At 59.9% G+C, this 23,693-nt stretch carries 21 protein-coding genes and 1 tRNA gene; 7 read left to right on the top strand and 15 right to left on the bottom strand.

Annotated elements, in window-relative coordinates:
- Positions 1-27: 27 nt before the first annotated feature.
- The 3 genes from ACWUKX_RS03865 to ACWUKX_RS03855 form a co-directional block, all read right to left on the bottom strand.
- Positions 28-1,305 (bottom strand): sugar transferase, encoded by a 1,278-nt coding sequence (locus ACWUKX_RS03865; RefSeq protein WP_245316150.1) that lies wholly within the window; start codon positions 1,303-1,305, stop codon positions 28-30.
- Positions 1,306-1,588: 283 nt separating this feature from the next.
- The gene (gene nusG, locus ACWUKX_RS03860) at positions 1,589-2,152 is read right to left on the bottom strand and encodes a transcription termination/antitermination protein NusG (protein ID WP_456003973.1); all 564 of its coding nucleotides are present in this window, start codon (positions 2,150-2,152) and stop codon (positions 1,589-1,591) included.
- A 448-nt stretch (positions 2,153-2,600) separates the two neighbouring features.
- Entirely contained in the window at positions 2,601-3,191 is a 591-nt protein-coding gene (locus ACWUKX_RS03855) for a biotin transporter BioY (protein WP_287383922.1), read from the bottom strand.
- A gap of 116 nt (positions 3,192-3,307) precedes the next feature.
- On the opposite strand from ACWUKX_RS03855, the gene ACWUKX_RS03850 reads away from it, so the two are divergent.
- On the top strand, positions 3,308-4,216 hold the full coding sequence (locus ACWUKX_RS03850; RefSeq protein ID WP_456003971.1) for an MBL fold metallo-hydrolase: 909 nt from the start codon (positions 3,308-3,310) through the stop codon (positions 4,214-4,216).
- 138 nt (positions 4,217-4,354) lie between these two features.
- Here ACWUKX_RS03850 and ACWUKX_RS03845 read toward each other — a convergent pair whose 3' ends face one another.
- Genes ACWUKX_RS03845 through ACWUKX_RS03825 form a run of 5 tightly spaced genes read right to left on the bottom strand, consistent with a single transcriptional unit; the run spans position 4,355 to position 9,084 of the window.
- Positions 4,355-5,275 carry a phosphorylase family protein gene (locus ACWUKX_RS03845; RefSeq protein ID WP_456004109.1) on the bottom strand — a complete coding sequence of 307 codons (921 nt, stop codon included), beginning with the start codon at positions 5,273-5,275 and terminating at the stop codon, positions 4,355-4,357.
- Between the two features lie 32 nt (positions 5,276-5,307).
- Positions 5,308-6,099 carry an ABC transporter permease gene (locus tag ACWUKX_RS03840; protein WP_456003969.1) on the bottom strand — a complete coding sequence of 264 codons (792 nt, stop codon included), beginning with the start codon at positions 6,097-6,099 and terminating at the stop codon, positions 5,308-5,310.
- A complete protein-coding gene (locus tag ACWUKX_RS03835; protein ID WP_456003967.1) occupies positions 6,092-6,982 on the bottom strand; it encodes an ABC transporter permease in 891 nt (296 codons plus the stop codon). The genes ACWUKX_RS03840 and ACWUKX_RS03835 overlap by 8 nt, the downstream gene beginning before the upstream one ends.
- Positions 6,979-8,016 (bottom strand): ABC transporter ATP-binding protein, encoded by a 1,038-nt coding sequence (locus ACWUKX_RS03830; protein ID WP_456003965.1) that lies wholly within the window; start codon positions 8,014-8,016, stop codon positions 6,979-6,981. The genes ACWUKX_RS03835 and ACWUKX_RS03830 overlap by 4 nt, the downstream gene beginning before the upstream one ends.
- Before the next feature lie 27 nt (positions 8,017-8,043).
- Positions 8,044-9,084 carry an ABC transporter substrate-binding protein gene (locus ACWUKX_RS03825; protein ID WP_455839146.1) on the bottom strand — a complete coding sequence of 347 codons (1,041 nt, stop codon included), beginning with the start codon at positions 9,082-9,084 and terminating at the stop codon, positions 8,044-8,046.
- A 105-nt stretch (positions 9,085-9,189) separates the two neighbouring features.
- Here ACWUKX_RS03825 and ACWUKX_RS03820 point away from each other — a divergent pair, with 105 nt between their 5' ends.
- Positions 9,190-10,281, top strand: coding sequence for a LacI family DNA-binding transcriptional regulator (locus ACWUKX_RS03820; protein ID WP_456003963.1), 1,092 nt, complete (start codon positions 9,190-9,192; stop codon positions 10,279-10,281).
- Positions 10,282-10,483: 202 nt separating this feature from the next.
- Here ACWUKX_RS03820 and ACWUKX_RS03815 read toward each other — a convergent pair whose 3' ends face one another.
- Positions 10,484-11,266, bottom strand: coding sequence for a DUF1499 domain-containing protein (locus ACWUKX_RS03815; RefSeq protein ID WP_456003961.1), 783 nt, complete (start codon positions 11,264-11,266; stop codon positions 10,484-10,486).
- Between the two features lie 78 nt (positions 11,267-11,344).
- On the bottom strand, positions 11,345-12,973 hold the full coding sequence (locus tag ACWUKX_RS03810) for a fatty-acid--CoA ligase (protein WP_456003959.1): 1,629 nt from the start codon (positions 12,971-12,973) through the stop codon (positions 11,345-11,347).
- Between the two features lie 181 nt (positions 12,974-13,154).
- Between ACWUKX_RS03810 and ACWUKX_RS03805 the strand changes: the two genes are divergently transcribed.
- Positions 13,155-13,511 (top strand): hypothetical protein, encoded by a 357-nt coding sequence (locus ACWUKX_RS03805; protein WP_455839142.1) that lies wholly within the window; start codon positions 13,155-13,157, stop codon positions 13,509-13,511.
- A 237-nt stretch (positions 13,512-13,748) separates the two neighbouring features.
- Positions 13,749-14,138 (top strand): DUF427 domain-containing protein, encoded by a 390-nt coding sequence (locus ACWUKX_RS03800; protein WP_029355697.1) that lies wholly within the window; start codon positions 13,749-13,751, stop codon positions 14,136-14,138.
- Positions 14,139-14,207: 69 nt separating this feature from the next.
- Here ACWUKX_RS03800 and ppdK read toward each other — a convergent pair whose 3' ends face one another.
- Positions 14,208-16,886 (bottom strand): pyruvate, phosphate dikinase, encoded by a 2,679-nt coding sequence (gene ppdK / locus ACWUKX_RS03795; protein WP_456003957.1) that lies wholly within the window; start codon positions 16,884-16,886, stop codon positions 14,208-14,210.
- A 209-nt stretch (positions 16,887-17,095) separates the two neighbouring features.
- Here ppdK and ACWUKX_RS03790 point away from each other — a divergent pair, with 209 nt between their 5' ends.
- Together ACWUKX_RS03790 and ACWUKX_RS03785 are read left to right on the top strand one after the other, a co-directional pair.
- On the top strand, positions 17,096-17,440 hold the full coding sequence (locus tag ACWUKX_RS03790) for a VOC family protein (protein WP_456003955.1): 345 nt from the start codon (positions 17,096-17,098) through the stop codon (positions 17,438-17,440).
- A 146-nt stretch (positions 17,441-17,586) separates the two neighbouring features.
- Positions 17,587-17,661, top strand: a tRNA-Gln gene (locus ACWUKX_RS03785).
- A gap of 259 nt (positions 17,662-17,920) precedes the next feature.
- Here ACWUKX_RS03785 and ACWUKX_RS03780 read toward each other — a convergent pair.
- The 4 genes from ACWUKX_RS03780 to ACWUKX_RS03765 form a co-directional block, all read right to left on the bottom strand.
- On the bottom strand, positions 17,921-19,189 hold the full coding sequence (locus ACWUKX_RS03780; RefSeq protein WP_456003953.1) for a cation:proton antiporter: 1,269 nt from the start codon (positions 19,187-19,189) through the stop codon (positions 17,921-17,923).
- 278 nt (positions 19,190-19,467) lie between these two features.
- Positions 19,468-21,243 carry an SLC13 family permease gene (locus ACWUKX_RS03775; protein WP_456004107.1) on the bottom strand — a complete coding sequence of 592 codons (1,776 nt, stop codon included), beginning with the start codon at positions 21,241-21,243 and terminating at the stop codon, positions 19,468-19,470.
- A 175-nt stretch (positions 21,244-21,418) separates the two neighbouring features.
- The gene (locus ACWUKX_RS03770; protein ID WP_240992546.1) at positions 21,419-21,676 is read right to left on the bottom strand and encodes a hypothetical protein; all 258 of its coding nucleotides are present in this window, start codon (positions 21,674-21,676) and stop codon (positions 21,419-21,421) included.
- Between the two features lie 88 nt (positions 21,677-21,764).
- Positions 21,765-22,697, bottom strand: coding sequence for a complex I NDUFA9 subunit family protein (locus ACWUKX_RS03765; RefSeq protein WP_456003951.1), 933 nt, complete (start codon positions 22,695-22,697; stop codon positions 21,765-21,767).
- Positions 22,698-23,019: 322 nt separating this feature from the next.
- Here ACWUKX_RS03765 and ACWUKX_RS03760 point away from each other — a divergent pair, with 322 nt between their 5' ends.
- Positions 23,020-23,631 (top strand): cupin domain-containing protein, encoded by a 612-nt coding sequence (locus ACWUKX_RS03760; RefSeq protein WP_456003949.1) that lies wholly within the window; start codon positions 23,020-23,022, stop codon positions 23,629-23,631.
- The last annotated feature ends 62 nt before the right edge of the window (positions 23,632-23,693 follow it).

Here is a 23,693-nt window from a genome sequence, read left to right as displayed (position 1 = left end):
TCCCGCAATCAGTAAGCCTCTTCGGCTCTACCGAGCACCAAATCCTGTCAGCATGGTTCGGATCGTACGAAACACAATCAGCACGTCGAGCCAAGGCGAAAAATTCTTGATGTAGTAGAAGTCGTAGTGAAGTTTTTCCAGAACGTCGTCCACCGCCGCAACATGGCCCTGATTGACTTGCGCCCATCCGGTAATGCCAGGCCGGACGATGTGCCGATATCGGTAGAATGGCAGCTCAGCCTCGTACCATTTCGACAGCACGAGTGCCTCCGGCCGCGGTCCGATCCAGCTCATTTCGCCGCGCAAGATGTTGATCGCTTGCGGCAACTCATCGATCCTGGATTTTCTCAAGAACTGTCCTAAGCGAGTGATCCGCGTATCGCCGGCCTTTGTGATGGCCTCGTCCTTTTCATCGCCAGCAACGGCACTGAGTTTCATCGTCCGAAATTTGTAGACCTCGTAAATATTTCCTCGGTATCCCATTCTTTTTTGCTTAAACAAGGCTGGCCCGGCGGAGTCGAGCTTTACTGCTATCGCCACAAATAAGAGCAGCGGCGAGAAGACGACAAGGATAAACAGCGCGGAAAACCAATCAATAGCCTGCTTTATTTTCAAATAAGCCTGGTTTGGATTCAAGGATCCCAGCGTATTTTCGGAGAGATGTTCTATTTCCACTCGACCTGTGAGCGACTCGCTGATTTGTTTGACGTGGTAGACTGGCGTTCCCGAGAGCGCGCGGTCGGCGATATACCGTTCCCATTCATCCGAAAGGTCGGCTCGAAGATCGGCCACCACACCGCTCGCATATTCGACAATCGTCTCGGGCGAATGAATCCGGTGCCAACTGACGCCTGGTATGCTTTCCAGCCTATCGACATCCCCGCCTGGAATTACTGCCAACCGGTATGGGTCGAGCCGTCGCGTGGCCAAACTCAGCCCAAAATACCACAATGTCGACTGAAAAAAACTCGCGGCGGCCTGGAACCGGCTATAGTCGAACCTGAAGAAAAAGATGGTGACGAACACGAGGCCATAGGTCAGGGCGAAGGTGGGTAAGATGTAACCAGCCGCCGCCACACCCGGAAAATTGCCGATGCGCTTGTAAAGTAAATAACCCGCCGCATGAGCGATGAATGCCGCGACAATTGTAACCTGCATATTTGATTGCAAGATTACTTGTTGGTCGAACGACATGCGGACCAGCGCGGGGACCAAGATCGCGAAGGTCAGCCCACCAAGCAACTGAAAGCGCATCCGAAGCAGAAGATGCCTTTGATTAGGAAGGGTGATGGTGGTGGTGTTCAAGTTCGTCAGGTCGCTCTCTGGGTCCGCCGATAAATAAGCCAGGAACTCTCAGATGTTCAACGCAAACCGCTGAGATTGATTGTCAGGCTCCGTATTCCACTCGCGCGATAGGCAGCTTGACAAACCACGATCTGGCCCAGCGCGTGAATCAACACCAAGCTGCGGCAACGCCATTCGCTCTACCGGTATGCTTCGGCTCCAACAATGGCTACCGCACTCCCGGGTGAAACCCGAGAGCCGACCTTGCAACAGCTTGCATCGCATAACCGAGCGTCGATTACGGCTATGCGATCGCGACGAGTTCCCTTGAGTCCATGTCAACAGGGATCTCGCCATTCATGATGGCAACCAGCACTCGCGCCCTTCCGGCTGGATCGAGCCGGTCAAGGCGACCGATCATCTCCGCGAAAGGACCTGAAAGAATCCGAACCGATGCGCCCGCAGCGAGGCCTCCGCTGAAATCAAGCAGGCCGTCCCGGCCAGTCAGAGCTATGAACCGCTCCACCAACCCCGACGGGACCGGCAAGGGCCGTTCGCCCTGCATGATGAGTGAGCGCACGCCGAACGTTCCATTGACCGAGCGCCACCGCTGCAGCGCGACATCGAGGGCGATGAACATGTAACCTGGAAAATATGCCGCCGGTCGAGTCTCGATGCGCCGGGCATGACGTGTGGTCTTTTCGCGGCGAGGCGTAAACGGGTGAAACCCCTGCATCCGGAGATGCCGTTCGGCGACGTCTTCTTTTCCCGGAAATACGCTGGCGGCATACCAGCGTGCTGCGGTGCCGGCTGCGGGCCGTCGCAACGATTTAACAGCCTTACTCGTTGTTTCTTTCGGGCTAATCACGCGTCTCTTTCGGCGGTTTTCGGCATGGTCAATGTCAAGGGTTACGACAGCGTGAAGGTACCAGCAAGCAGCTATCTCGCGAGAATCAAGGCGATTCGTCTAAAAAAGTCCCGCGAATGATCCATTAACCTTAGCCGTGCCTAATAGATGATCGAGCCGCTTTCTTTTTTGCTATGCGAGAATCGATTTCGGGCAGTTACGTCGATGTGTAGCTGCTTGGTTACGCTGGCTCGCGACGAATCGCTGGCTGTTCTGGTCCTTAATCGGTCGATTTGACCATTGTGTGACGGTATCGTTAGCAAAGTGTTGCGAAGCAGATGCCGACCAATTGGCGCCGGCTTGCGTTGGCGAGAAGTTTCGACAGGCCCTCGCTGAAACAGGGACCATTCCACGCAATCACATCCCTGTGGTTGCCGATCAGTGCCGCGTCCGATCCATCGACCAGAGTTCAGGAGCGCTTCAGCAGCGACCAGACGGCTGGCACAAGGCTCGCCGCCAGGCCGACCTTGATCAGGTCGCCGACGATGAAGGGCACGACGCCGAACTGCCATGACTTTTCCGGGCCGATGAGTAGCGCCAGCCAGGCAAAACCCATCGCCATCATGACGATTTCGGCAACCAGAATCGCGTTGAAGAGCTTGATCGGATGGCGATCCCAACCGCGATCAGCGGCCCAACCGACGATCGCCGCCATGACCACGAAGCCAGCAAGATAGCCGCCGGTAGAGCCGAGCATGTAAGCGACGCCGATGCCCTTTTCCGGCGTGCCCTGGAAGACCGGAAGACCCATGGCGCCCTCCGCCATGTAGAGAAGCAGCGTGGCGACGCCGAGGCGCATGCCGAATGCTGCGGCGATCAGAAAGACGGCTAAGGTCTGCATCGAGATGTCGACCGGCCCGAGCAAAACTCTGGTCTTGGCCGACAAGGTCAGCACCAGCGTTCCAACGATCGCCAGCAAAAGCTGCATCGCCAGGCGGGCCGCGCCCTTTTCAGGCAGAGCGAGAGAAACAAGCGGACGCATCGTCGTTGCAATTGCCATGGTCTTCCTCATATCCGACTGCCGCAGATCGCGGCCTTGCGTTTTCCTATATTGGCTTCCGTGTTATGCGGCAATCGGTTTTGCCGTCTCCAGAACAGAGCTGAACGACATTCGCCATGGCGCTGAAATTCGACACAGACTTCGACCCGTCCTACGGCCAGGGCGTGACCGTTGCGCCCGACGTGCTTCGGATTACCGCGAAAAATCCCAGCCCGTTCACCTTTCACGGCACCAACAGCTACATCGTCGGACGCAAGACGCTGGCGGTGATCGATCCGGGGCCAGATGACGATGCGCATCTCAAGACACTGCTCGAGGTGATCGGAGGCAGGTCGGTCAGCCACATATTCGTCAGCCACACGCATCGCGACCATTCTCCGCTGGCAGCGCGGCTGAAGCAGCACACCGGGGCAATTGTATTGGCCGAAGGTCCGCATCGGCCGGCCAGGCCACTGCGCATAGGCGAGGTCAATCCGCTCGACGCCAGCGCCGACACCGCCTTTTATCCGAATATCGCGCTTCCCGACGATACGATGGTCAAGGGCGACGGTTGGGCGATCAGAACGGTACTGACGCCGGGTCACGCTGCCAATCACGCGGCTTTTGCGCTGGAAGGAACCGGTATCCTGTTCTCGGCCGATCACGTCATGGGTTGGTCGACCTCCATCGTTGCGCCGCCGGACGGCGCCATGGCCGACTATATGGCCTCGCTGGATCGGCTGATCGAGCGCGACGACCGCGTGCTGCTGCCCGGCCATGGCGGGCCGGTGACAGCGCCGCGCAGTTTCATGCGCGAGTTGAAGACGCATCGCCGAATGCGCGAACGCGCGATCCTGGAGCGGATCAGAAGCGGCGACCGGACGATCAAGGAGATGGTCGCCGCGATCTACAGAGATACCGACCCGCGCCTGCACGGCGCTGCCGGCCTGTCGGTGCTTGCCCATCTCGAGGACCTGGTGGCCCGCGGCCTCATCACCACCGACGGCGACCCGGCGATCGACGGCATATTCAGGCTGCCTGGCTAAGAGGCCGCCACGAACTCGCACTAAAGCGCGTCGCATTTGACCGGCTCACGCGACGCGCTTTAGGTTGTTGTTTTATGCATGTCGTTATCGCAAAACCGCTGCACACTTTTGCGCGACATGCACTACGTTCCTGAAAGCTCAGAACCGGCTGGAACGCTCTTCTGGTTGAGGCGACTTCAGACCCTGGCAAGAGCATTCCGGACTGGCCGGAAGTCGCGCGGCGGTCTCCAGCGCGACCCGCGAGGCTGTCATGGAGAGATTGGGCAGCACGTCCTCCTGCAGCAATTTCTGGCGATTGCGGTCCATATAGTCGTTGAAGCCCGCCGTGACGAACGCACAGGGCACGAAGCAAGCGCCGATCTCGCGCGCCAAGGTGGCCTCAGGAGCGATGGAATGGTTGAGCACATCCGCCCCCATTCCCCGATACGCCAAGGCTTCGGCTGGGGTTGTCAGTCGCGGCCCATAACAATGGGCAGCCACCAACTGCTGTTCGATGCCATGAACGCGGCATTCGGCTGGCCAATGGCGGCGGGCCGTTTCGACCAGAACCGCCGCACATCTGGGACATACGATCTGCTTGCCCGAACAGTCGAAGCTCTGGCGGTCAGGAAGCAGTGAAAACGGGGTCTGCGTCAGTTCGATGATATCGGCGTTCACCACCATGTCGCCGGGCTGGATCGCCTTGTTGACGGCGCCAACGGTCGAGCAGGCGAGAACTTGCCGTACACCCGCTTTCATCAATACCCAGAACGCGCGGCGATGGCAGGAATGGTCGATATGGTCGCGGGGATTGCCGTGCGAATACATGCACAGCGCCCGCTTCGCTCTCCCTTCGGCTGTAATCGAGGCATCGAACTCGAGCAGCTTCCAGTTGTCGGTACGACCGAAAGGCGTTTCAAAACTCATGTCGCGCCGCAACGTGCGCACGCCATCGAATTCGACATCTTCCGGGAAGGCAAGCCCCCAGTTTGCCGACCCGGTGATGATGGCCAACCCTACCTGAGGTATGTCAGTTGACTGATCCACCGGAGCACCGGCCGCGTGATGATTTGTAGGCATGCTTCCAATCTCGGTCAGGATTTTTGGCTCGGTCAGGATTTTTGTCGAAGGGTCACAATCAGGACGACGGCCACGACGATGACGGTCCACAATGTCGAGATCGCCGCAATGGTCGGATCGATCTGATCGCGCAGCGACACGAACATGAGCTTCGGCATCGTGCTGTTGCGACCACTTGCGATGAAGATCGAAATCACAGACTCGTCGAGCGACGTCAGGAAGGCCATCAATGTCGCCGACAACAAACTGATCCGAAGTTGCGGAACGATTATTCCGCCAATAGCTCTGGCCCAGTTCGCACCGAGGCTACGCGCCGCCTGAACCTGGTTCCAGTCAAAGCGAGCCAGGGCGGGCAACAGCACAATGCACGCCACCGGAACGGCCAGCACCACATGTCCGACCAGCACACCGAACAACGTTCCGACCAGACGTTGTGCCGCCAGCACGAAAAAGAGGCCGATCGCAAGCAGGATTCCTGGGGTGATCGAGGGGGTGAGCAGGACGCTCTGGATGGTCGCAGCGGTCTTCCCGCCCAGCCGATTCATTGAGATGCAGGCGAGCAGCGCGAAAGGCACCGCGATCAGCGCCGTCAATGTCCCAAGGATGAGGCTCGTCCTGAGTGCAGCCATCCACGTCGCCGAGCCGAAGAAGTTCTCGTACCAGCGCAACGAGTAGGCGTGCGGCGGAAACTCGAGAAGATTCGAAGCCGAGAAGGAAAGCGGCACCACCACGAGCGTCGGCAACATCAGAAATGCCATGACAAGAGCGGCAAAGCTCCAGAGGACAATGCGGGCGAGCCTGTTTTGCGGATAGGCTTCAAGCATGGGCGGAGGTTTCCACCGTGTTCTGGGCCAGCAGGCGGCGTGCCGCCAGCAGCATCACACCGATCAGCGCCATGAGAACGAGGAGCAGAATGCCAAGGACGCTCGCCGACCCCCAATCCTGAAAGGTCGATAGCGTACGCTCGATCCGGGTAGAGAGAGGATTTACCTTGCCGCCGCCAAGCACTGCCGGCGTGATGAAAAAACCTATGGAATAGATGAGGACGATGATCGAACCCGAGAAGATGCCGCCGGCCGAAAGTGGCATTATGACGGTGCGGATGACCTGCCCGAGTGTGGCTCCCATGCTCGCTGCCGCGCGAATGAGGTTTGGGTCGATATCGCGCATCGCGGCATAAACGGGCAGCAGAAAAAGCGGCAGCATGTAGTGAACCATGCCGATGAGCGTTCCGGTGAAGTTATAGACCAGCGGCAAAGGCTCCGCTGTCAGGCCCGAACCAGTCAAAGCCGCGTTGATCAGGCCATCACGCCGCAAGAGCACGAGCCAGCCATAGGTGCGCACCAGGATAGCGGTCCACAATGGCAGCATGACGAAGGCCATCAGTACGTTGGCCACCCTTGGTCTGGCGCTGGCCAAAGCGAGTGCCAGCGGGGTGCCTAGAAGAATGCAGATCGCCAGCGTACCGAGGGACAGTTCAAGGGTTGTGACGAGCGCCGACCATGTCAGTCCGCTCGAAAGTACCTTCGCGTAGTTGCCGACAGTGTACTCACCCCCTGTGGTCAGGAAAGATTGCCGGATGATCCAAAGGATGGGCAGTATCGCCGCCAGTCCAACGATGAACAGCGCCGGGAGCGAAAGCGAAAGAAAAAACCGCCGCTCGCGGCGCGCATCCGCCACGAGCGCTGGATCCGGAGTGACGGTCACGCCATCGCTCCCGGTATCGCGTGAACCTTCGCCGCTGGTGCATATGCGGTCATCCGCTGACCGGCGGCAAGCTCGGCGCAGCCGCCGGCCAGCGCTGCCGGAATGCAGACAAGAACCTCTTGCCCACCGTCGAGCGCCAGCGTCAAAAGCCAGTTCTCGCCGCGGAACGCTTTGGCGCGCAGTATTCCTTCGAGAGCCACTCCGTCTTCCCCGACGAGCTTCGCATCAAGATGGAAGCTTTCGGCGCGAATCATCAGAGTTTCGCGTGACGCTTCGGCGCGGTCGATCCTGCGCACCGAGCCTGGCGCCACAATGTTAGCCTCGCCCATGAACTCCGCGACGAAGCGGGTCGATGGACGATCATAGATCCGCTGCGGCGTATCGATCTGCTGGATGCGGCCGGAGTTCATCACCGCAATCCGGTCAGACATAATCAGCGCTTCGCGCTGATCGTGGGTCACGTAGATTGTGGTGATCGCCAGATCATCGTGCAGGCGCCGGATCTCATACTGCATGGTTTCGCGCAGATTCTTGTCAAGCGCCGACAGCGGCTCGTCCATCAGCATCACGCGCGGTTCGAAGACGATTGCCCGCGCCAATGCCACCCGTTGGCGCTGGCCGCCGGACAGTGCGGCAACATTGCGCTCCGCCAGACCATCCAGCTTCACGCGGGCCAAGGCGGCAAGCGCCCGCTGACGCGCCTCCGCTCTGGGCGTCTTGCGCAGCGCCAGCGGATAGGCGACATTCGCCAGGACATTCATGTGGGGAAACAAAGCGTAATTCTGGAACACTATGCCGATGTCCCGTTTGTTGGGCGCCAGGCGAGTGATGTCCCGATCGCCCAACAAGAGTTTACCGGAATCCGGCCGGACAAAACCGGCCAGAGCCATCAGTAACGTGGTCTTGCCCGATCCCGATGGCCCGAGCAGCGTGAGGAATTCGCCAGCTTGAATGTCGAGCGAAACATCATCCAGTGCGACGTAGGACCCGTAAGCCCTGCTGACGCTGTCGATGGTGATCGGGAGCGACTTCATCATCTGCTCCAGCCTTGCAGCTGAGACTCAGCGGCTCATCATCTCATCGAAGGCTTTTTGGGCAGCCTCGCCGTTCTTGACCCACCATTCTGAATTCGAAAACACCGAAGTGCCGGCATTTTCGGGCGCGGTCGCAAGCGTCTTCAGGCGATCCTCGGGAATGAGGCCACCCTCATATGCCGCAGGATTGACCGGGCCATAGGCAATGAAATCGGTCAGCTTCGCAACTCGCGCGGGCTGCGTCATCGCTGCGATGAGCTTCATGGCGGCTTCCTTGTTCGGCGCTCCCTTCGGCACTCCAAGGCAGTCCGTGCCGATGACCGACCCCTTGAACGTGTAGTCAGCCGCGCCGCCATCTGCTTTCACAGTCTCTGCCCGTCCGTTCCAGGTGACGACCAGATCCGCCTCACCGTCTTTCAGCAACTGGGCGGACTGAGCTCCCGAGGTCCACCACACGGCGACATGTGGTTTGATTGCTTCAAGCCGCTTGATGGCGCGCTCCAGACCTTCCGGCGTGCTGAGCACGGAATAGACGTCCGCCGGCGCCACGCCATCGGAGAGAAGCGCGATCTCGATCGAGTCCTGCGCATTGGCGCGCAACGCGCGGCGGCCCGAGAATTTGGCAACGTCCCAGAATTCCGCCCAGGTCTTGGGCGGGTTCTCGCCATAGGTCTTGGTGTTCCACGACATGACGGTGCCATAGGAATCGAACGGATAGCAGTAGTCGGACTTTGCGCCGTCCGGCACGGATTTGGGATCGATGATCATGTAGTCGAGTGGCTCCAGCAGCGACTGAGCGGCCGCCTGGGCGCCTTCCGGTGAGCCCAGGTGAATGACGTCGGTCGCGACCGCACCCGAAGTGACCTGCATCTTCAACGCGGCCAGGCCGTCGCTCTGGGTCTCCTCGCGGACATCATATCCGAGCTCTTTTGCAGCCGGGCCCCACATGGCCTCTTTCATGGCGTTGCCATAATCGCCACCTGCGGTCGTGATGGTGACTGTTTGCGCATGGACGGGCAAGGCAGCCGAGATTGCGAATGCTGCAAGGGAAATGCGTAGCCAAGACATAGGTTCTCCTCCCCAACTTTTATCAAATGTTGCTCGAAATGGCCTTTTATTTGTAATCGTAACGTTACGATTGCATCTGAATGCGCTGGAGTCAAGCTGCTTCCTATGGCAGTTTGGATTGACCGGGATGTCGAATCCGGTAACGTTATGGCGGTCAGCAAATCAGCCGGCGCTTTCGCAAATGAAGTCGGGCGAACAATGGCCAATCTAAAGCAGATCGCGGCGGAACTTTCCCTGTCGGTGACCACGGTGTCCCGCGCTCTGAAGGATGGGCCGGAAGTGCAGCCCTCGACGATAGCCCGCGTCAAGGAGGCGGCTAAGCGGGTCGGCTATCTACCAAATCATCATGGTCGTGCGCTCAAAACCGGTCGAACGCTGACGCTGACGGCAATACTCCCGATGGAGACACGAGACCATCTGTCCGATCTGTTGAAGCTTCCTTTGATCGAAGGCATGACGCTGGCGGCGCGGCAGGCCGGGTATAGTCTGTCCATCTATTCCACCACTCCCGACGACGATCCCGTCGAGAGTGTGCAGCGGCAGCTTCAGGCGCGAAGCACGGACGGCCTGATCATCACGCGGTTGGTGTCGGGTGATCCGCGCGTCACGCTGCTGCTGGATAGACGCATGCCATTCGTCGCGTTTGGAAGAACCGACCTGGATGCCCCGTATCCCTATGTCGATGTCGACAACGAACAGATTGCCTACGAGGCAACCCGACGGCTCATGGATAAGGGCTGTCGACGCATTGCACTGCAACTGCTGGTTCCGGAGGATCAGGCGAGTGCCATGCGTCTTGCCGGGTATGGAAGGGCAATGGCCGAGGCCGGTATTCCGATCGACCAATCGCTGATCGGCCATGGCATGTTCACCATGGAATCGAGCGCAGCCTGGTTCGATCGCTTGCTGGCTTGTTCAGATCCACCGACAGGCTTGGCATGCGCCAACGAACTGGGCCTTCTAGGGGCGCTACACGCTCTTGGCAGAAGAGGCCTTGCGCCGGGGAGCGACGTCCACATTGTCACGCGTGACAGCACGCAGCTGGCACGCTTCCTGCCGGCGAAGATTGGAGTTCATTCCGTGGACATGGCGGGGGTCGGACGCAAACTCATCGAAGTCCTGGAGAGCCGGATCATTAATCCGCTGGGGCCGGTGGAGACAATCCTGCTAAAGGGTGACTTCGACCCTGGCGAGTAGTCTGCTTCACGGCGCAACCGATCGCCGCAATCCCGCAACCGTCCCGTCGAGCGGAGCACGTACGTTTCGACTGCAGGGGGGCGGCCCATGTATGCAAGGCGACTGGCGAGACAAGTCGAATAGTCTCCGGCAACCCGTGATTGTATTAGCCGCGTTTCTGTGGCGCCGAGCGATACCGCTTGGCTGCAAGATGCTCTGGACATCACTCGACCGGGGCCGTGCCGACCTGGCCGGCGACTTCCCGATCCAGCTCGGCGAGGAAATCCACGATGCGGGCCGCATTGTCGCCAAGGTCGTAGCGGCCGTAACGCGAGGCCGAACGCATGTCGACGATGACCGTATCGCCATCGTCGGTCACACGGATGGCGACGTCGGCGGGAAGGCTGAGGATGAAGCTCTTGGCCAGGGCGCTGATCGTCACCTCGCTTTGCCCGATCGCATGGGGAAACGGCGCCGTTAGCTGCCAATCCCGACGATCGAGCACGGTTTCGACTGCCTCCAGAACCCGATCGAAAGGCAGGTTGTAGCTGCGTCCGGTGACAAGCGGATAGGTCCCGGTCTGCAGGCGCTGCTCGCCCGGGGTCGGTGGCGAAAGCGCGTTCATGTCCCCGGTCCGGGTGCTGGTGTCGAGCACCGGCGGATCGTCGAAATCCGTCGAGATGTCCCTGAGTGGCGGAGAAGTCGCTGCCCAGTAGGCAGCGATACCAAAGGGAGCAAGCACCATCAGTGCCAGCACCGTGCCGACGGTGAGATCGCGACCGCCACGGTCGCCGAAATTCCACAGTCTCGAAAAGGCAAATCCGGCGAACAACAGCGCAAAGGCGGCAAGCAGCGCGACAATACCGAGCACCCAAAGGAAGGCCGGCGTTTCAACAAGCTCATATCGGTGGCCGACGAAGACGGTCAGGAGCAGGACCGCCGAAAAAGCGCCTGTCCGCCGCGACCAGCCGGCCGCCTTCGACGTCTGTCGCTCGGGAATGTCCATTGTTTTCTGCACTGCTCCACCCGAACGAGCGTTTAGCGCCGTTTAGCGGCGGCTGGAAGGAGAAAGACAGCATCTCAGTCAATCCGTCGGCAGACGATAGTCCCTGAATTGCCGGCGCAAGGTGGTCTTCTGGATCTTGCCGGTGGCGGTGTGGGGAATTTCGTCGACAAAGGCGACGTCATCCGGCATCCACCACTTCGCCACCTTGCCGTTCATGAAAGCGAGGATATCCGTCCTGGTCGGCTCCCGGCCCGGCTTGCGGACGACTACAAGCAACGGCCGTTCGCCCCATTTCGAATGCTGGATGCCGATGGCGGCCGCCTCCGCCACATCCGGATGACCGACCGCGAGATTCTCGAGCTCGATGGTCGAGATCCATTCGCCGCCCGACTTGATGACGTCCTTGGCGCGATCGGTGATCTGCATGTAGCCGCTCGGGTCGATATGGGCGACATCACCGGTATCAAACCAGCCTTCTTCATCGAACTGTTCGGATCCGATGCCGCCATAGTAGGCGCGCGCGACAGCCGGTCCGCGGACCTTCAAGCGTCCGAATGTCTTGCCGTCCCATGGCAGCGCGTTGTTGTCGTCGTCGGTCACCTTCATTTCGACGCCGAAGGGCGGATAGCCCTGCTTGCTCTGGACGTCGAGCCGGGCTTCGCCTTCAAGCCCGGCATAGTCCGGCTTCATTGTACACAGCGTGCCGAGCGGCGACATTTCGGTCATGCCCCATGCATGGATGACCTCAACATCATAATTGTCCTGGAACTTCGTTGTGATCGCACGCGGGCAGGACGAGCCGCCGATCACGACCTTCTTCAGATAGGGAAGTTGTTTGCCGGTCTCCTCCAGATGCTGAAGCAGCATCAGCCACACTGTCGGCACAGCGGCGCTGAACGTCACCCTTTCGGTGTCGAGCAACTCATAGATCGAGGCGCCGTCCATCTTGCAGCCAGGCATGACCAGCTTGGCGCCGATCATCGGCGCGCTCTGGCCAAGACCCCAGGCGTTGGCGTGGAACATCGGCACGACCGGCAGTATTGTGTCGCGCGACGAGAGCCCCATCGCGTCGGGCATCGCGGCGATCATGGCGTGCAGCACGTTCGAGCGATGGCTGTAGAGGACGCCTTTCGGATCGCCTGTCGTGCCCGAGGTGTAGCACATGCCGGCGGCGGTGTTTTCATCGAACGTCTTCCAGGTGAAGGCGCCGTCGGCTTCGCCAAGCCATTCCTCATAGGCAACGACGTTCGGCAGCACCGTTTGCGGCATGTGCGCCTTGTCGGTCAGCACGATCACCTGCTTCAGCGATTTGACCGCGCCGGCGATCTTTTCAAGCAGCGGCATGAATGTCAGATCGACGAAGATCGCCTTGTCTTCGGCATTGTTCATGATCCAGACGATCTGCTCGGGAAACAGGCGCGGATTGAGCGTGTGATAGATCGCGCCGACACCCATGATGCCGTACCAGGCTTCGATGTGGCGCGCCGTATTCCAGGCCAAAGTGGCGATGCGGTCGCCGAGTCCAAAGCCATCACGCTCGAGCCGCTCAGCGACCCGCAGGGCGCGGCGATGAATTTCGGCGTAAGTGGTCCGGACGATAGGGCCCTCGATCGAGCGCGACACGATCTCGCGTTCGCCGTGCTGCCTGGCTGCGTTGTCGATGAGCTTGTGGCAAAGCAGCGGCCATTCCTGCATCAGTCCGAGCATTCTTTCCTCCCATTGGTTTTTCGTTCCATTGTGGGACGAACAAGCATATTGTCCAGCCATGACCGGGCAGAAGCAGCGCATTGGTCGAAAAGACAGGGAAAAACCGCCACAATCCGGCCATCGTCGGCGTTAACTTTGATTAATTGGGCAGGGGTGCGATTGGCGAATGAAAGAGGTTCGCATGGACGCGCAGCTCGAAGACAAAACTCTCGAAGATACGCTCGCCGAAAGCCTGACCGATCTGGTGCCGGACGCCAAAACCGTTTCCGAAGACGAATTCGTCGAAGTTGTCGGCGGCGCGCTTGAGGCGGTCGGCGGCACGCTGCTGTTCAAGATGTGCGTTCAGAACGAAGGCGAAGGCCAGCACGTCGCCGCGGCTTGCGTCGGCGATGGCGGCAACCGCCAGTTCCTGCTCCTTACCTTGCCGACCGGCGGTGGTGCACTCAAGGTCGAAACCGCGTCGAGAAGCACCAATCCGGTTGCCGGTATCGCCGCCGCCTATGCCGGGCTGTTGGATGCGTTTCAGGCTGCCGCCTGATCGGTCAACGGCAAGGTCGTTTGACGAGAGATCTGCCAACGCCGAAGGCGATGGTTTTTGAGTCCCGTATTCGACGGGGGCCTTGCGCGGCGCGCACGCCGGACACACCTTAAAGCGCGTCGCGTCAAAAGGACTTCACGCGACGCGCTTTAAGTTCTTATTTTTATTCCTGTCGTTATCCCAAACCGCTGCGCACTTTTGGGCGACATGCATTAGGTCGTGCAAGGAGAACCCCTCATGGACCAGATCGCCAATCCGTCACCCGGCTTTCAAAGCAACCCGGGTAAAGTGATCACTGTCGAGCCCTACATCGGAACTGTGACCGTACGCGCCGGCGACGCGGTCATCGCCTCGTCTAAGAGGGCCAAGGTGTTGACCGAATCCCCCTACCCCCGGGTCCTCTACATTCCATTCGAAGACATCGATTTCGACCAGCTTCGCAAGACGGAATTGTCGACTCATTGCCCATACAAGGGCGATGCGAGCTATTGGAGCGTGCTGCCTGCCGCGGAAGCAGGCAAGGATGCGATGTGGGCCTATGAGCAGCCTTTCGACGAGATGATCGAAATCCGCGATCACGGCGCGTTCTATCCCAACAAGGTGACGATCGAAGCCAAACCAGCCTGAGCGGGGACGGCTCGAGACCTGTCCTTACCGATCATCCGGTGGGACGGTCACGGCCAGCGTCGTGCCCCTTTACCCGCGACCGTTCTTTGCAGCCTGTACCGCCGCCTGCGCGGCAGCCAGCCTGGCGATAGGCACGCGGTAGGGCGAGCACGACACGTAATCGAGGCCGACGTCCTCGCAGAAATGGATCGATGCCGGATCGCCGCCATGTTCGCCGCAAATGCCGAGCTTGATCTCCGGCCGCGTCGCCCTGCCTTTTTCGGCTGCCATCCGCACCAGTTCGCCGACGCCCTCAATGTCGAGCGACACGAACGGATCCTGCTCGATGACGCCCTTCTGGCGATAGGTCTCCAGGAATGAGGCCGCATCGTCGCGTGAGATGCCGAAGGTGGTCTGGGTCAGATCGTTAGTGCCGAAAGAGAAGAATTCGGCCGCCTCGGCAATGACATGGGCGCGGAGCGCGGCGCGCGGCAGTTCGATCATCGTGCCGGTAAGATAATCGATCTTGACGCCGGTCTCCTCCATTACGCTCTTGGCGACGGCGTCGATCCGCGCCTTGACATAGTCGAGCTCCTTCACCAGACCGACCAGCGGCACCATGATTTCCGGAACCACCAGCGCGCCGGCCTTCCTGCCGGCCTCGACGGCGGCCTCGAAAATGGCGCGCGCCTGCATCTCTGCGATTTCGGGATAGGAAACCGCAAGCCGGCAGCCGCGATGGCCAAGCATCGGGTTGAATTCGTGCAGGGCTTCGGTGCGCTGCCTGAGCTTGTCGGGCGACACCTTCATGGCAGCAGCGACTTCGGCCACCTCTTCCTCGGTCTTGGGCAGGAATTCGTGCAGCGGCGGATCAAGCAAGCGGATCGTCACCGGCAGGCCGGCCATGATCTCGAACAATTCGAGGAAATCCGAGCGCTGCATGGGCAAGAGTTTTGCGAGCGCCGTTCGCCGGCCCTTTTCCGTGTCGGCCAGGATCATCTCGCGCATGGCAACGATACGGTCGCCCTCGAAGAACATGTGCTCGGTGCGGCAAAGTCCGATGCCCTCGGCGCCGAAGGAACGCGCCATGCGCGCGTCGAGCGGCGTCTCGGCGTTGGTGCGCACCTTCATGCGACGCACGGCATCGGCCCATTCCATGATGGCGGCGAAATCGCCCGAGAGTTCCGGCTGCAGCATCGGTACGGCGCCCTTCAGCACCTGGCCGTTACCGCCATCGATGGTAATGATGTCGCCCTTGCGGAACGTCGACCCCATCGCCATCAGCGTGCCGGCTCTGTAGTCGACGCGCAGCGAGCCCGCGCCCGACACACAAGGCTTCCCCATGCCGCGCGCCACCACAGCGGCGTGGCTGGTCATGCCGCCACGCGTGGTCAGGATGCCTTCGGCCGCATGCATACCGTGGATGTCCTCGGGACTGGTCTCGATGCGTACGAGGATCGCCTTGCGGCCTTGCGTCTTAAGCTCCTCGGCGTCGTTGGAGGAAAAGACGATCTCGCCGGTGGCTGCACCCGGAGACGCGGGCAGACCGATGCCGATCACATCGCGCGCCGCCTTCGGATCGATGGTCGGATGCAGCAACTGGTCGAGCGAGGCCGGATCGATGCGGGCGACGGCCTCCTCCTTTGAGATGAGCTTGTCGCGCGCCATGTCGACGGCGATTTTGAGCGCCGCCTTGGCGGTACGCTTGCCGGACCTCGTCTGCAGCATCCACAATTTGCCGCGCTCAATGGTGAATTCGAGATCCTGCATGTCGCGGTAGTGCTTTTCAAGACGGTCGGAGATGGTGACGAAAGACTGGAAGGCTTCCGGCATCAGCTTCTGCAGCGACGGCTTGTCGGAGCCGGCGGCAATGCGCGCCGCCTCGGTGATGTTTTGCGGCGTGCGGATGCCGGCGACGACATCCTCGCCCTGCGCATTCACCAGGAACTCGCCATAGAGCATCTTTTCGCCGGTGGAAGGATTGCGGGTGAAGGCGACGCCGGTGGCCGAGGTCTCGCCCATATTGCCGAAGACCATGGCCTGGACGTTGACCGCAGTGCCCCAGCTTTCGGGAATGTCGTGCAGGCGCCGATACGTGATGGCGCGGTTGTTCATCCAACTCGAAAACACGGCGCCGATCGCCCCCCAGAGCTGCTCGTGCGGATCTTGCGGAAACGGTTTGCCGAGTTCCTCCTCGACCTTGGCCTTGTAGAGTGCGATCACGCCCTGCCATTCGATGGCCGTCAGTTCGGTATCGAGCTCGTGGCCGAGCCCGCCCTTCTGGTCTTCGAGGATTTCTTCGAACACCTCATGGTCGAGGCCCATGACGACATCGGAATACATCTGAATGAAACGCCGGTAGCTGTCATAAGCAAAGCGCGCATCGCCCGAATCGGCGGCCAGCGCCTCGACCGTCTCGTCGTTCAGACCGAGGTTGAGCACTGTGTCCATCATGCCGGGCATCGAAGCGCGGGCACCGGAACGCACCGACACCAAAAGCAGTTTCGAGGGATCGCCGAAACGGCGCCCGGTCAGCCGGCCGATGTGGTCGAGCGCAACCGCGACGTCCGCCTCCAGCGAGGCCGGGTACGTGCGGCCGTTGGCGTAGTAGGCGTTGCAGACCTCGGTGGTGATGGTGAACCCCGGCGGCACGGGCAGACCCAGGCTGCACATTTCGGCCAGATTGGCGCCCTTGCCGCCCAGGAGGTTCCTATCGCCGGCACGGCCTTCCGCAGCGCCGTCGCCAAAGGTGTAGACCCATTTGGTCATGCTTGCTCTCCGGTTGCAGGAGATTGAAAAGATTGGCGAAGCCGAAATTTCGCCGTGTCCCATCCGAGCGATATGATGCTGCAGTGCGAAAGGCAAGGCGTCGCCAAAGCCGGCCGGCTTCTACAATCGATTAAGAAAAAGCGATGGCGAAAAGACTTGCGGCTCGGCGGCCATTTGAGTAGAACATAACGGGAACCCTGGGTAACACCGTGAAACTGACCGGAAAACTCGATTATCTGGAAATGCCGGCAACTGGTGGAACGCTGGATAGGCTCAAGGCTTTCTACAGCGCCGCCTTTTGCTGGTCGTTCACCGACTACGGGCCGACCTATTCGGCCTTTTCGGAAGGTCTTGACGGTGGGTTCCAGGCTGATGCCGGCGAAGCGCCCGCCAAGCCGCTTCCCGTGGTTTATTCCGAGGATTTGGAAGAAACCCTGGGCGCCGTCGAAAATGCCGGCGGCACGATCGTCAAGCCGATTTTCTCATTCCCTGGTGGCAGGCGGTTTCATTTCGTCGATCCGGCCGGCAATGAAATGGCCGTCTGGGGTGAATAGACGCCATCGCCCGACAGCAGACGATGATATGCAAACGCCAATCTGCGCGAACCGGTGGATCAGTCCCGCGCACTTGCTATTCTCGGCATTGAGCTTTCCGTCGGCTCGTCCTATAAGGCCGCGCACAGCGGGCATGTTCCCGCTGTTGGGGCGTAGCCAAGTGGTAAGGCATCGGTTTTTGGTACCGACAATCCCAGGTTCGAATCCTGGCGCCCCAGCCAGTCATCTTATAATGAAACCAACAGCTTAGTTCACCCTTTAGGACAACCGTGCAGTGCAGTTGTCGAGATAGTCCCATTATTTCGACAGCGTCTGTAGCTGCCAAAAGAATAAATCTCATTGCGCCGTCCCTGCGGTGATTCCAGCGCTCTCTCCGCCAGCGCATCGGCAACGGCCATTCAACTCAGGTCGACTATTTTAGATGCTTGGATCGTCACAACTGACTTGGTGCCACTGATCCATCTGCCGCTCGCGTCTGGCCTACCTGGGCCGAGTTCGGGGCATCCTCAGCCAAGAGCGTGGTCGGCCGCGGTCCAACTGGTGCATGACCGGGGTCACCATAACGCCATGCATAACAATTGAACTCAGAACGGCGAAGCAGACGGTTACCCAAAGAATTGTCGCACCCTCGAATTCAGCCTGCCCAAGTGCAAATGCGAGGTAGTAGAACGATCCAAGGCCGCGTATTCCAAAAAAAGCAATCACGGCCTTTTCGCGTGATGACGTCTGAAATCCGATTAGCCCAACCCACGCCGCGAGCGGGCGCACAACGAAAAGCACCAAGGCGGTCGTGACGATCACCTGCCAACTCAAGGCGCCAAAAATCGACCCTTCTGCGATGGCTGCCCCAAAGCAGACCAGCAGGACCATCATCAGCAATCGCTCAATCTGCTCCGCGAAGTCGTGCAAGCTCTCATGATACTCGTGCTGGCGTTCGACAGACCGTAGCGCCACGGCCGCGACGAAGACTGCAAGGAAGCCGTAGCCGTGCAGCATTTCAGTCGAGCCGTACGCAAGGCAGGTGATACCGAGCGCAACAAAGCCGTCTCTTGTCTCTGACAAACCCGACCGTTTTGGCAGATGAAACGTCAGGTAGCCCATAGCTTTACCGCCCAGCCATCCGATGCCAACGCCTGCGGAAATCTTCCAGAGAACATCAACGACGAGCCAGCGTGTGAAGAAAGGCTCGCCGGACGCACTGGACAGCGCAATCGCGATGGCAAGGAAGACGAACGGAAACGCCGCTCCATCATTGAGGCCGGCCTCGGAAGTAAGAGCAAAGCGCACGTCATCCTCCTTGCCAGATTGAGGTGGACCTACCTGTATGTCGCTTGCCAGAACAGGATCAGTTGGCGCCAGAGCAGCCCCAAGCAGAAGTGCAGCGGCAAGGCCAAGGCCGAGAATTGACCAGCCGAGAAATGCAATTCCTGCGATCGTCAGAGGCATGGCGATGCCGAGGAGGCGCCATGACGACTCCCAACCCCGCCAACTCAGTGGCCGGTCCAGCTTCAGGCCTGCCCCCATAAGGGCGACGATGATAACCAACTCTGTGAGGCGCTCGGTTAGTATCCGGTTCTCGAGTGGGTTCACCCCGACGAGCGGAGAGAATGGCGACCAAACCAAAAGAACCCCGATCCCGATGCAAACCATTGGCAGCGAAAGCGGAAGCTTCCTGAGAAACAGGGGTAGCCAGGCGGTAACGAGCACGATTGCTCCAAAAACCGCCAAGAGGAGGGCGTCCGACTGCATGTGGGCTTAGACCGGTGAGCGCATGTTCGGAGCGCCGTCCTGCTTCCACCCCGAGCACAAACAGGCACCCCTCCTTACCCAATATTCGCTCGCCATATGCTTCCCCAACGCGTCGTTCGACCGACGCAATCGTAGCACGGACATGGAGCCGCTGTCCGCGCCTAAGGGCAGATCACTGTCGGCGGCGACCCCGGCGGCCTATATGCGGAGGCGCTATCGCGGCTTATCCTTCTCGAAATCGGTAGCTAAAGCTCGAGCAGGATTGATCCGTGTATCGGCTATTGGTGCATTGGCCATACGATCATTAGCATCGGCACAGCAACGATGATGACGAGGAACGATAGCGGCAGTCCCAGGCGTGGATAATCGCTGAAACGGTAGCCGCCAGGCCCCATGACGAGTGTGTTGCACTGGTGGCCTATCGGGGTGAGAAAATCGCAACCGGCGCCAATGGCGACCGCCATCAGAAATGCTTCCGGCCTGTAGCCGAGATCGCGGGCGAACTCGGCGGCGATAGGCGCCATGACCAGAACGGTGGCGGCATTGTTGAGGAATGGTGTAACGGCCATGGCAGCGACAAGGATGAGCATCAATGCGCCGGGCGCCGGAAGAACGGTGCCCAGTCTGGCAAGCTCGCCGGCTATTACTCCTGTGGCCCCTGTACTGCGCAGCGAATCGCTCACTGGAATGAGAAGGGCGAGCATGATGAGGATTGGCCCATCCAGCGATTGGTATACGTCCCGGACCGGAATGACCCTGAAAAGCACCATTCCGACCGCGGCCGCAAAGAACGCGACGGAGACGGGGAGCAGCCCAAACGCAGTCGCCAACATAGCGAGAGCAAGGATCGTGACCGGCACGATACCCTTGCGCACGCTACCAAGCAGGATAGCCCGTTCTGCCAGCGGCAGGCAGCCGAGTTCACGCAGTATCTCGGGTATCGTCGCTGCATTGCCCTGCAACACGATGACATCACCGAGCCTTAGCTGGATTTCGGCCAGCCTACGGTCGAGGCGCTCGCCGTGACGGCTGACAGCCAGGAGGTTGACATTGAAGCGGTCGTAAAGGGCAAGGCGCTGGGCTGACCAGCCGATCAAAGGGGAGCTTTCACCGATCACGGCTTCGATAGCGATCATCTCGCTGGCCGTGTCGTCACTGCCGACCCTATCGCCCGTGACGCTGAGCTTGCCCTGCGAGACAAGGCGATCCAGCGCCTCTGGGTCGCCCTCGAGCAGCAGGATGTCGTTCGCTTTGAGGACAACATCGGGCAGTGGTGTCATCCGCATAGTCCGGTTGCGCAGGATCGACGTCACGATAGCATCGCCGCCCGATAGCTTGATGAGGTCAGCGACGGTTTTCCCGAGTACCGTGGATTCGCTGACAATTCGGGCCTCTGTCAGGTAATTCTTGATGGCGATGGCTTCATTCAGCGAACCGCCGAGCTTTTCGCGCACCGGTAACAGCCAATAGAAAAGCAGCAGGAAGATCGTTCCGGCGGCGGCTAGGGCGGCTCCAACAGGTGTAAAGTCGAACATTGTGAAGGCGGTGCCGGTCAGCTCCTCCCGCACACGGGACACAACGATATTGGGAGATGTTCCCACCTGCGTCATGAGCCCGCCGAGCAGTGATCCGAACGCCATAGGCATCAGGAATATCGAGGGTGAAACGCTCGACCGGCGCGCGAACTGGAAGGCGATCGGAATCATGATAGCGAGCGCACCGATATTCTTTACAAAGGCAGACAGGATCGTGACCACGATCACCAGCAGCGCCAATTGCGACCGAACGCCCGATAGGTTGGGAACAAAGCGCTTGATGGCGATTTCCATGATGCCCGAGCGGGCTATGCCTGCGCTCACCAGCAGGGCACTGCCGACAATGACCACGATATCGTCGCTGAACCCGCTGAAGGCCTCGCCAAAAGGCACGATGCCAACCGCGAGTGCAAGCAACAGTGCCGCGGCTGCGACCAGATCATATCGATATCGACCCCAAACGAGCGCCGCCATCATCACGAAGATGACGGCGAACGACAGAATTTGCGGCGTAGTCATGTCTTCGGATGCTCCGCCGCTAATGCGGCTGATCAGAACGGCCAAACCGCCCTTTTGTTGCCTTCGCTGATCACGGTTTTGCTAACACGGTTCTTAATGCTGAGCTTCCATGCTTGCGAACAAGCCCGTGTCGGCGATGGTCCTGCCTCTTGGGGGCCATCCTGGTAGTGTTGCATCAAGGCGCGCGATCGGTCAGTGCGCTTGCACCTTCCTCCGCGGCGCAATGTGCGCAGCAGTAGATAATGTCACCTTGTTCGACGCCATGTCCGATGATCCGGCACCCGCAATGCGGGCAGAGCGGCGCAAGTTTGTGGATCGCGCATTCGAAGCTGTCGAACGTATAGGTTTCCTCAGCTAGCTTCACTTCGAAAGCCTTGTCGTAGTCATTCCCGCATTGATCGCATCTGGCCATAGTTCTTTCCTTCTTCTTCATTGGCTCAAGCTCGACCAACCCGCCGCATGGCGACAGGTTCCCGTCAGGATCGTAGAGTCATTAAGCAGGAGACGAGCGCGAGCCGGCGTCACGCGCGCCGATCGATCAAGCGGATCACCTCCTCGATGCCCCGCGGCTCGATGTCGAGTTCCTTCAGGCCAGGCGCGCCGATTGCTGCCACATTGTCGTGCCGCATAAGATCGACCTGGTTGCGCGTTATGGGCACGGCCGGAAGGAGTTCCGCGACGCCGGCCAAGGCGCCCCACGCCGCAAACGGCACCGGCATCAGCCTGATGTGGGTACCGAGCTGTCGGGCGATCTCCCGCAGCAGTTCCTTATAGGTGTAGATGCGCGGGCCACCGAATTCGAGTGTAAATGAGCCCTTGTGGTTTCGCCCGTCGATAAGCCGGCCCACTGCTTCTGCGACGTCTGCCACATAGACCGGCTGAAGCCGTGTGCCACCATCGCCGAATAGCGGATAGACCGGCAGGAGACGTATCAGCCTCACAATCGTCGTGAGGAAAACGTCGTCAGGTCCTGTCATGACGGCGGGACGAACAATGAAGGCGCCGGGAAATGCGCTCGCCACCGCCTCTTCTCCGCGACCACGTGCCCCAATATATTTCGAATCCGATTGAGGATCGGAGCCGATCCCCGAAATCTGGACGAACCGGTCTACCCCGCCATCGCGCGACGCAGCGGCGAGATCAGCGGCAGCTTTCACATGCACGCGTTCAAACGTCTGCGCACCCTGCTCGACATAAAGACTGACAGCATTCACGATCGCCTGTGATCCGGCAATGGCCGAGCCGATCGAGGACGCATCCAATATATCCGCCTCGACGGCTTCGGGCATCCTTGCAGTCGAAGAAAAGACCGGGCCCACACGAGCCGGGTGGCGGGATGCGGCGCGGACCGTGAAGCCTCTTTCAAGGAGCCGCTTCACGATCCTGCGCCCGAGAAAGCCTGTTCCGCCGAACACAGTGGCGATCCGTTCCGTGTTGAGATCGTCAGGATCCATCGCCATCCCTTCTTCGAGTGCCGGCCAAGCGCCTGCCGCGAGGATTGCCCCTGGCCGGCGTATGAACCAGCCGTCGAACATCAGGACGGTTGGAGAACAACGCAGGAACGCTTTTTGTTCCAGTCAGCGCTGGGTTGATCGGGGGACGGCCGATGTCGCCATAGAAGGCGAGTGTTTGACGCTGAGTTGCTTTATCCGTGCTATCAAGACTGGTCGAGGCACTGCAGCGTCGAAATTGACAAATCATTGCTTGCAAATCGGTCGCCGCTGTCTTTTGCTCGCGCGACAGTTGTCCCATGACTGTTGAATGGTTGGCGAACGGATGAACAAAATCGATCGGCGACGGCCAGAGTCTGAAGCGGACGCCACCGTAAATGCCGCGCGGCTTGGAACGCGGTTGCGCCTCGCCCGGCAGATACGGGGCATGACGCTGAAGACGCTGGCGACAGCTGCGAACTGCTCTGAAAGCCTATTGTCCAAGATCGAGAACGGCAAGGCTTCGCCATCCCTGCCCATGCTTCACCGCCTGGTCGAAGTTCTGGGGACCAATATCGGCTGGATGTTCGAACAGGTCGACGACGACGAGGCGATCGTGTTCCGCGCAGGCGCGCGGCCATTGATCTCGCTCGACGCGCTGAGGCGCGGCGAGGGCATTTCGCTTGAGCGCATCATTCCGTATTCGCCCGGTCACCTGCTACAGTGCAATATCCATCATATCGAGGCGGACGGCGAGAGCGAAGGTCCCATCCAGCATGTCGGCGAGGAAGTCGGCTATGTGCTCGCTGGCCGGATCACGCTGATCGTCGATGGCAAGAGCCATGATCTCGCCACTGGCGATGCGTTCGTGTTCAGGTCGGAGCTGCCGCACCATTACCGCAACATCGGCAAGGAGAGAGCCAGCATTTTCTGGGTCAACACGCCGGCGACGTTCTGACGGCGCTCAGAGATCAAATTCGTTGACAAATATTCAAGTCTCTTGAATGTTTGCCTCGTGCC

The organism is Mesorhizobium sp. f-mel (assembly GCF_053850215.1).
The sequence above is the reverse complement of the archived record's forward strand: the minus strand, read 5'-3'. Positions and strand labels throughout refer to the sequence as shown.

Bases quoted from the DNA above. Each gene is read 5' to 3' on its own strand.
- ppdK (WP_456003957.1), bottom strand. From the start codon at position 16,886: ATGACCAAATGGGTCTACACCTTTGGCGACGGCGCTGCGGAAGGCCGT.
- ACWUKX_RS03840 (WP_456003969.1), bottom strand. From the start codon at position 6,099: ATGCTTGAAGCCTATCCGCAAAACAGGCTCGCCCGCATTGTCCTCTGG.
- ACWUKX_RS03810 (WP_456003959.1), bottom strand. From the start codon at position 12,973: ATGCTCGGACTGATGCAGGAATGGCCGCTGCTTTGCCACAAGCTCATC.
- ACWUKX_RS03855 (WP_287383922.1), bottom strand. From the start codon at position 3,191: ATGGCAATTGCAACGACGATGCGTCCGCTTGTTTCTCTCGCTCTGCCT.
- ACWUKX_RS03815 (WP_456003961.1), bottom strand. From the start codon at position 11,266: ATGGACATTCCCGAGCGACAGACGTCGAAGGCGGCCGGCTGGTCGCGG.
- ACWUKX_RS03760 (WP_456003949.1), top strand. From the start codon at position 23,020: ATGAACAAAATCGATCGGCGACGGCCAGAGTCTGAAGCGGACGCCACC.
- ACWUKX_RS03765 (WP_456003951.1), bottom strand. From the start codon at position 22,697: ATGGATCCTGACGATCTCAACACGGAACGGATCGCCACTGTGTTCGGC.
- ACWUKX_RS03780 (WP_456003953.1), bottom strand. From the start codon at position 19,189: ATGCAGTCGGACGCCCTCCTCTTGGCGGTTTTTGGAGCAATCGTGCTC.
- ACWUKX_RS03830 (WP_456003965.1), bottom strand. From the start codon at position 8,016: ATGAAGTCGCTCCCGATCACCATCGACAGCGTCAGCAGGGCTTACGGG.
- ACWUKX_RS03825 (WP_455839146.1), bottom strand. From the start codon at position 9,084: ATGTCTTGGCTACGCATTTCCCTTGCAGCATTCGCAATCTCGGCTGCC.
- ACWUKX_RS03800 (WP_029355697.1), top strand. From the start codon at position 13,749: ATGGACCAGATCGCCAATCCGTCACCCGGCTTTCAAAGCAACCCGGGT.
- ACWUKX_RS03805 (WP_455839142.1), top strand. From the start codon at position 13,155: ATGGACGCGCAGCTCGAAGACAAAACTCTCGAAGATACGCTCGCCGAA.
- ACWUKX_RS03845 (WP_456004109.1), bottom strand. From the start codon at position 5,275: ATGCCTACAAATCATCACGCGGCCGGTGCTCCGGTGGATCAGTCAACT.
- ACWUKX_RS03775 (WP_456004107.1), bottom strand. From the start codon at position 21,243: ATGACTACGCCGCAAATTCTGTCGTTCGCCGTCATCTTCGTGATGATG.
- ACWUKX_RS03820 (WP_456003963.1), top strand. From the start codon at position 9,190: ATGGCAGTTTGGATTGACCGGGATGTCGAATCCGGTAACGTTATGGCG.
- ACWUKX_RS03770 (WP_240992546.1), bottom strand. From the start codon at position 21,676: ATGAAGAAGAAGGAAAGAACTATGGCCAGATGCGATCAATGCGGGAAT.
- ACWUKX_RS03850 (WP_456003971.1), top strand. From the start codon at position 3,308: ATGGCGCTGAAATTCGACACAGACTTCGACCCGTCCTACGGCCAGGGC.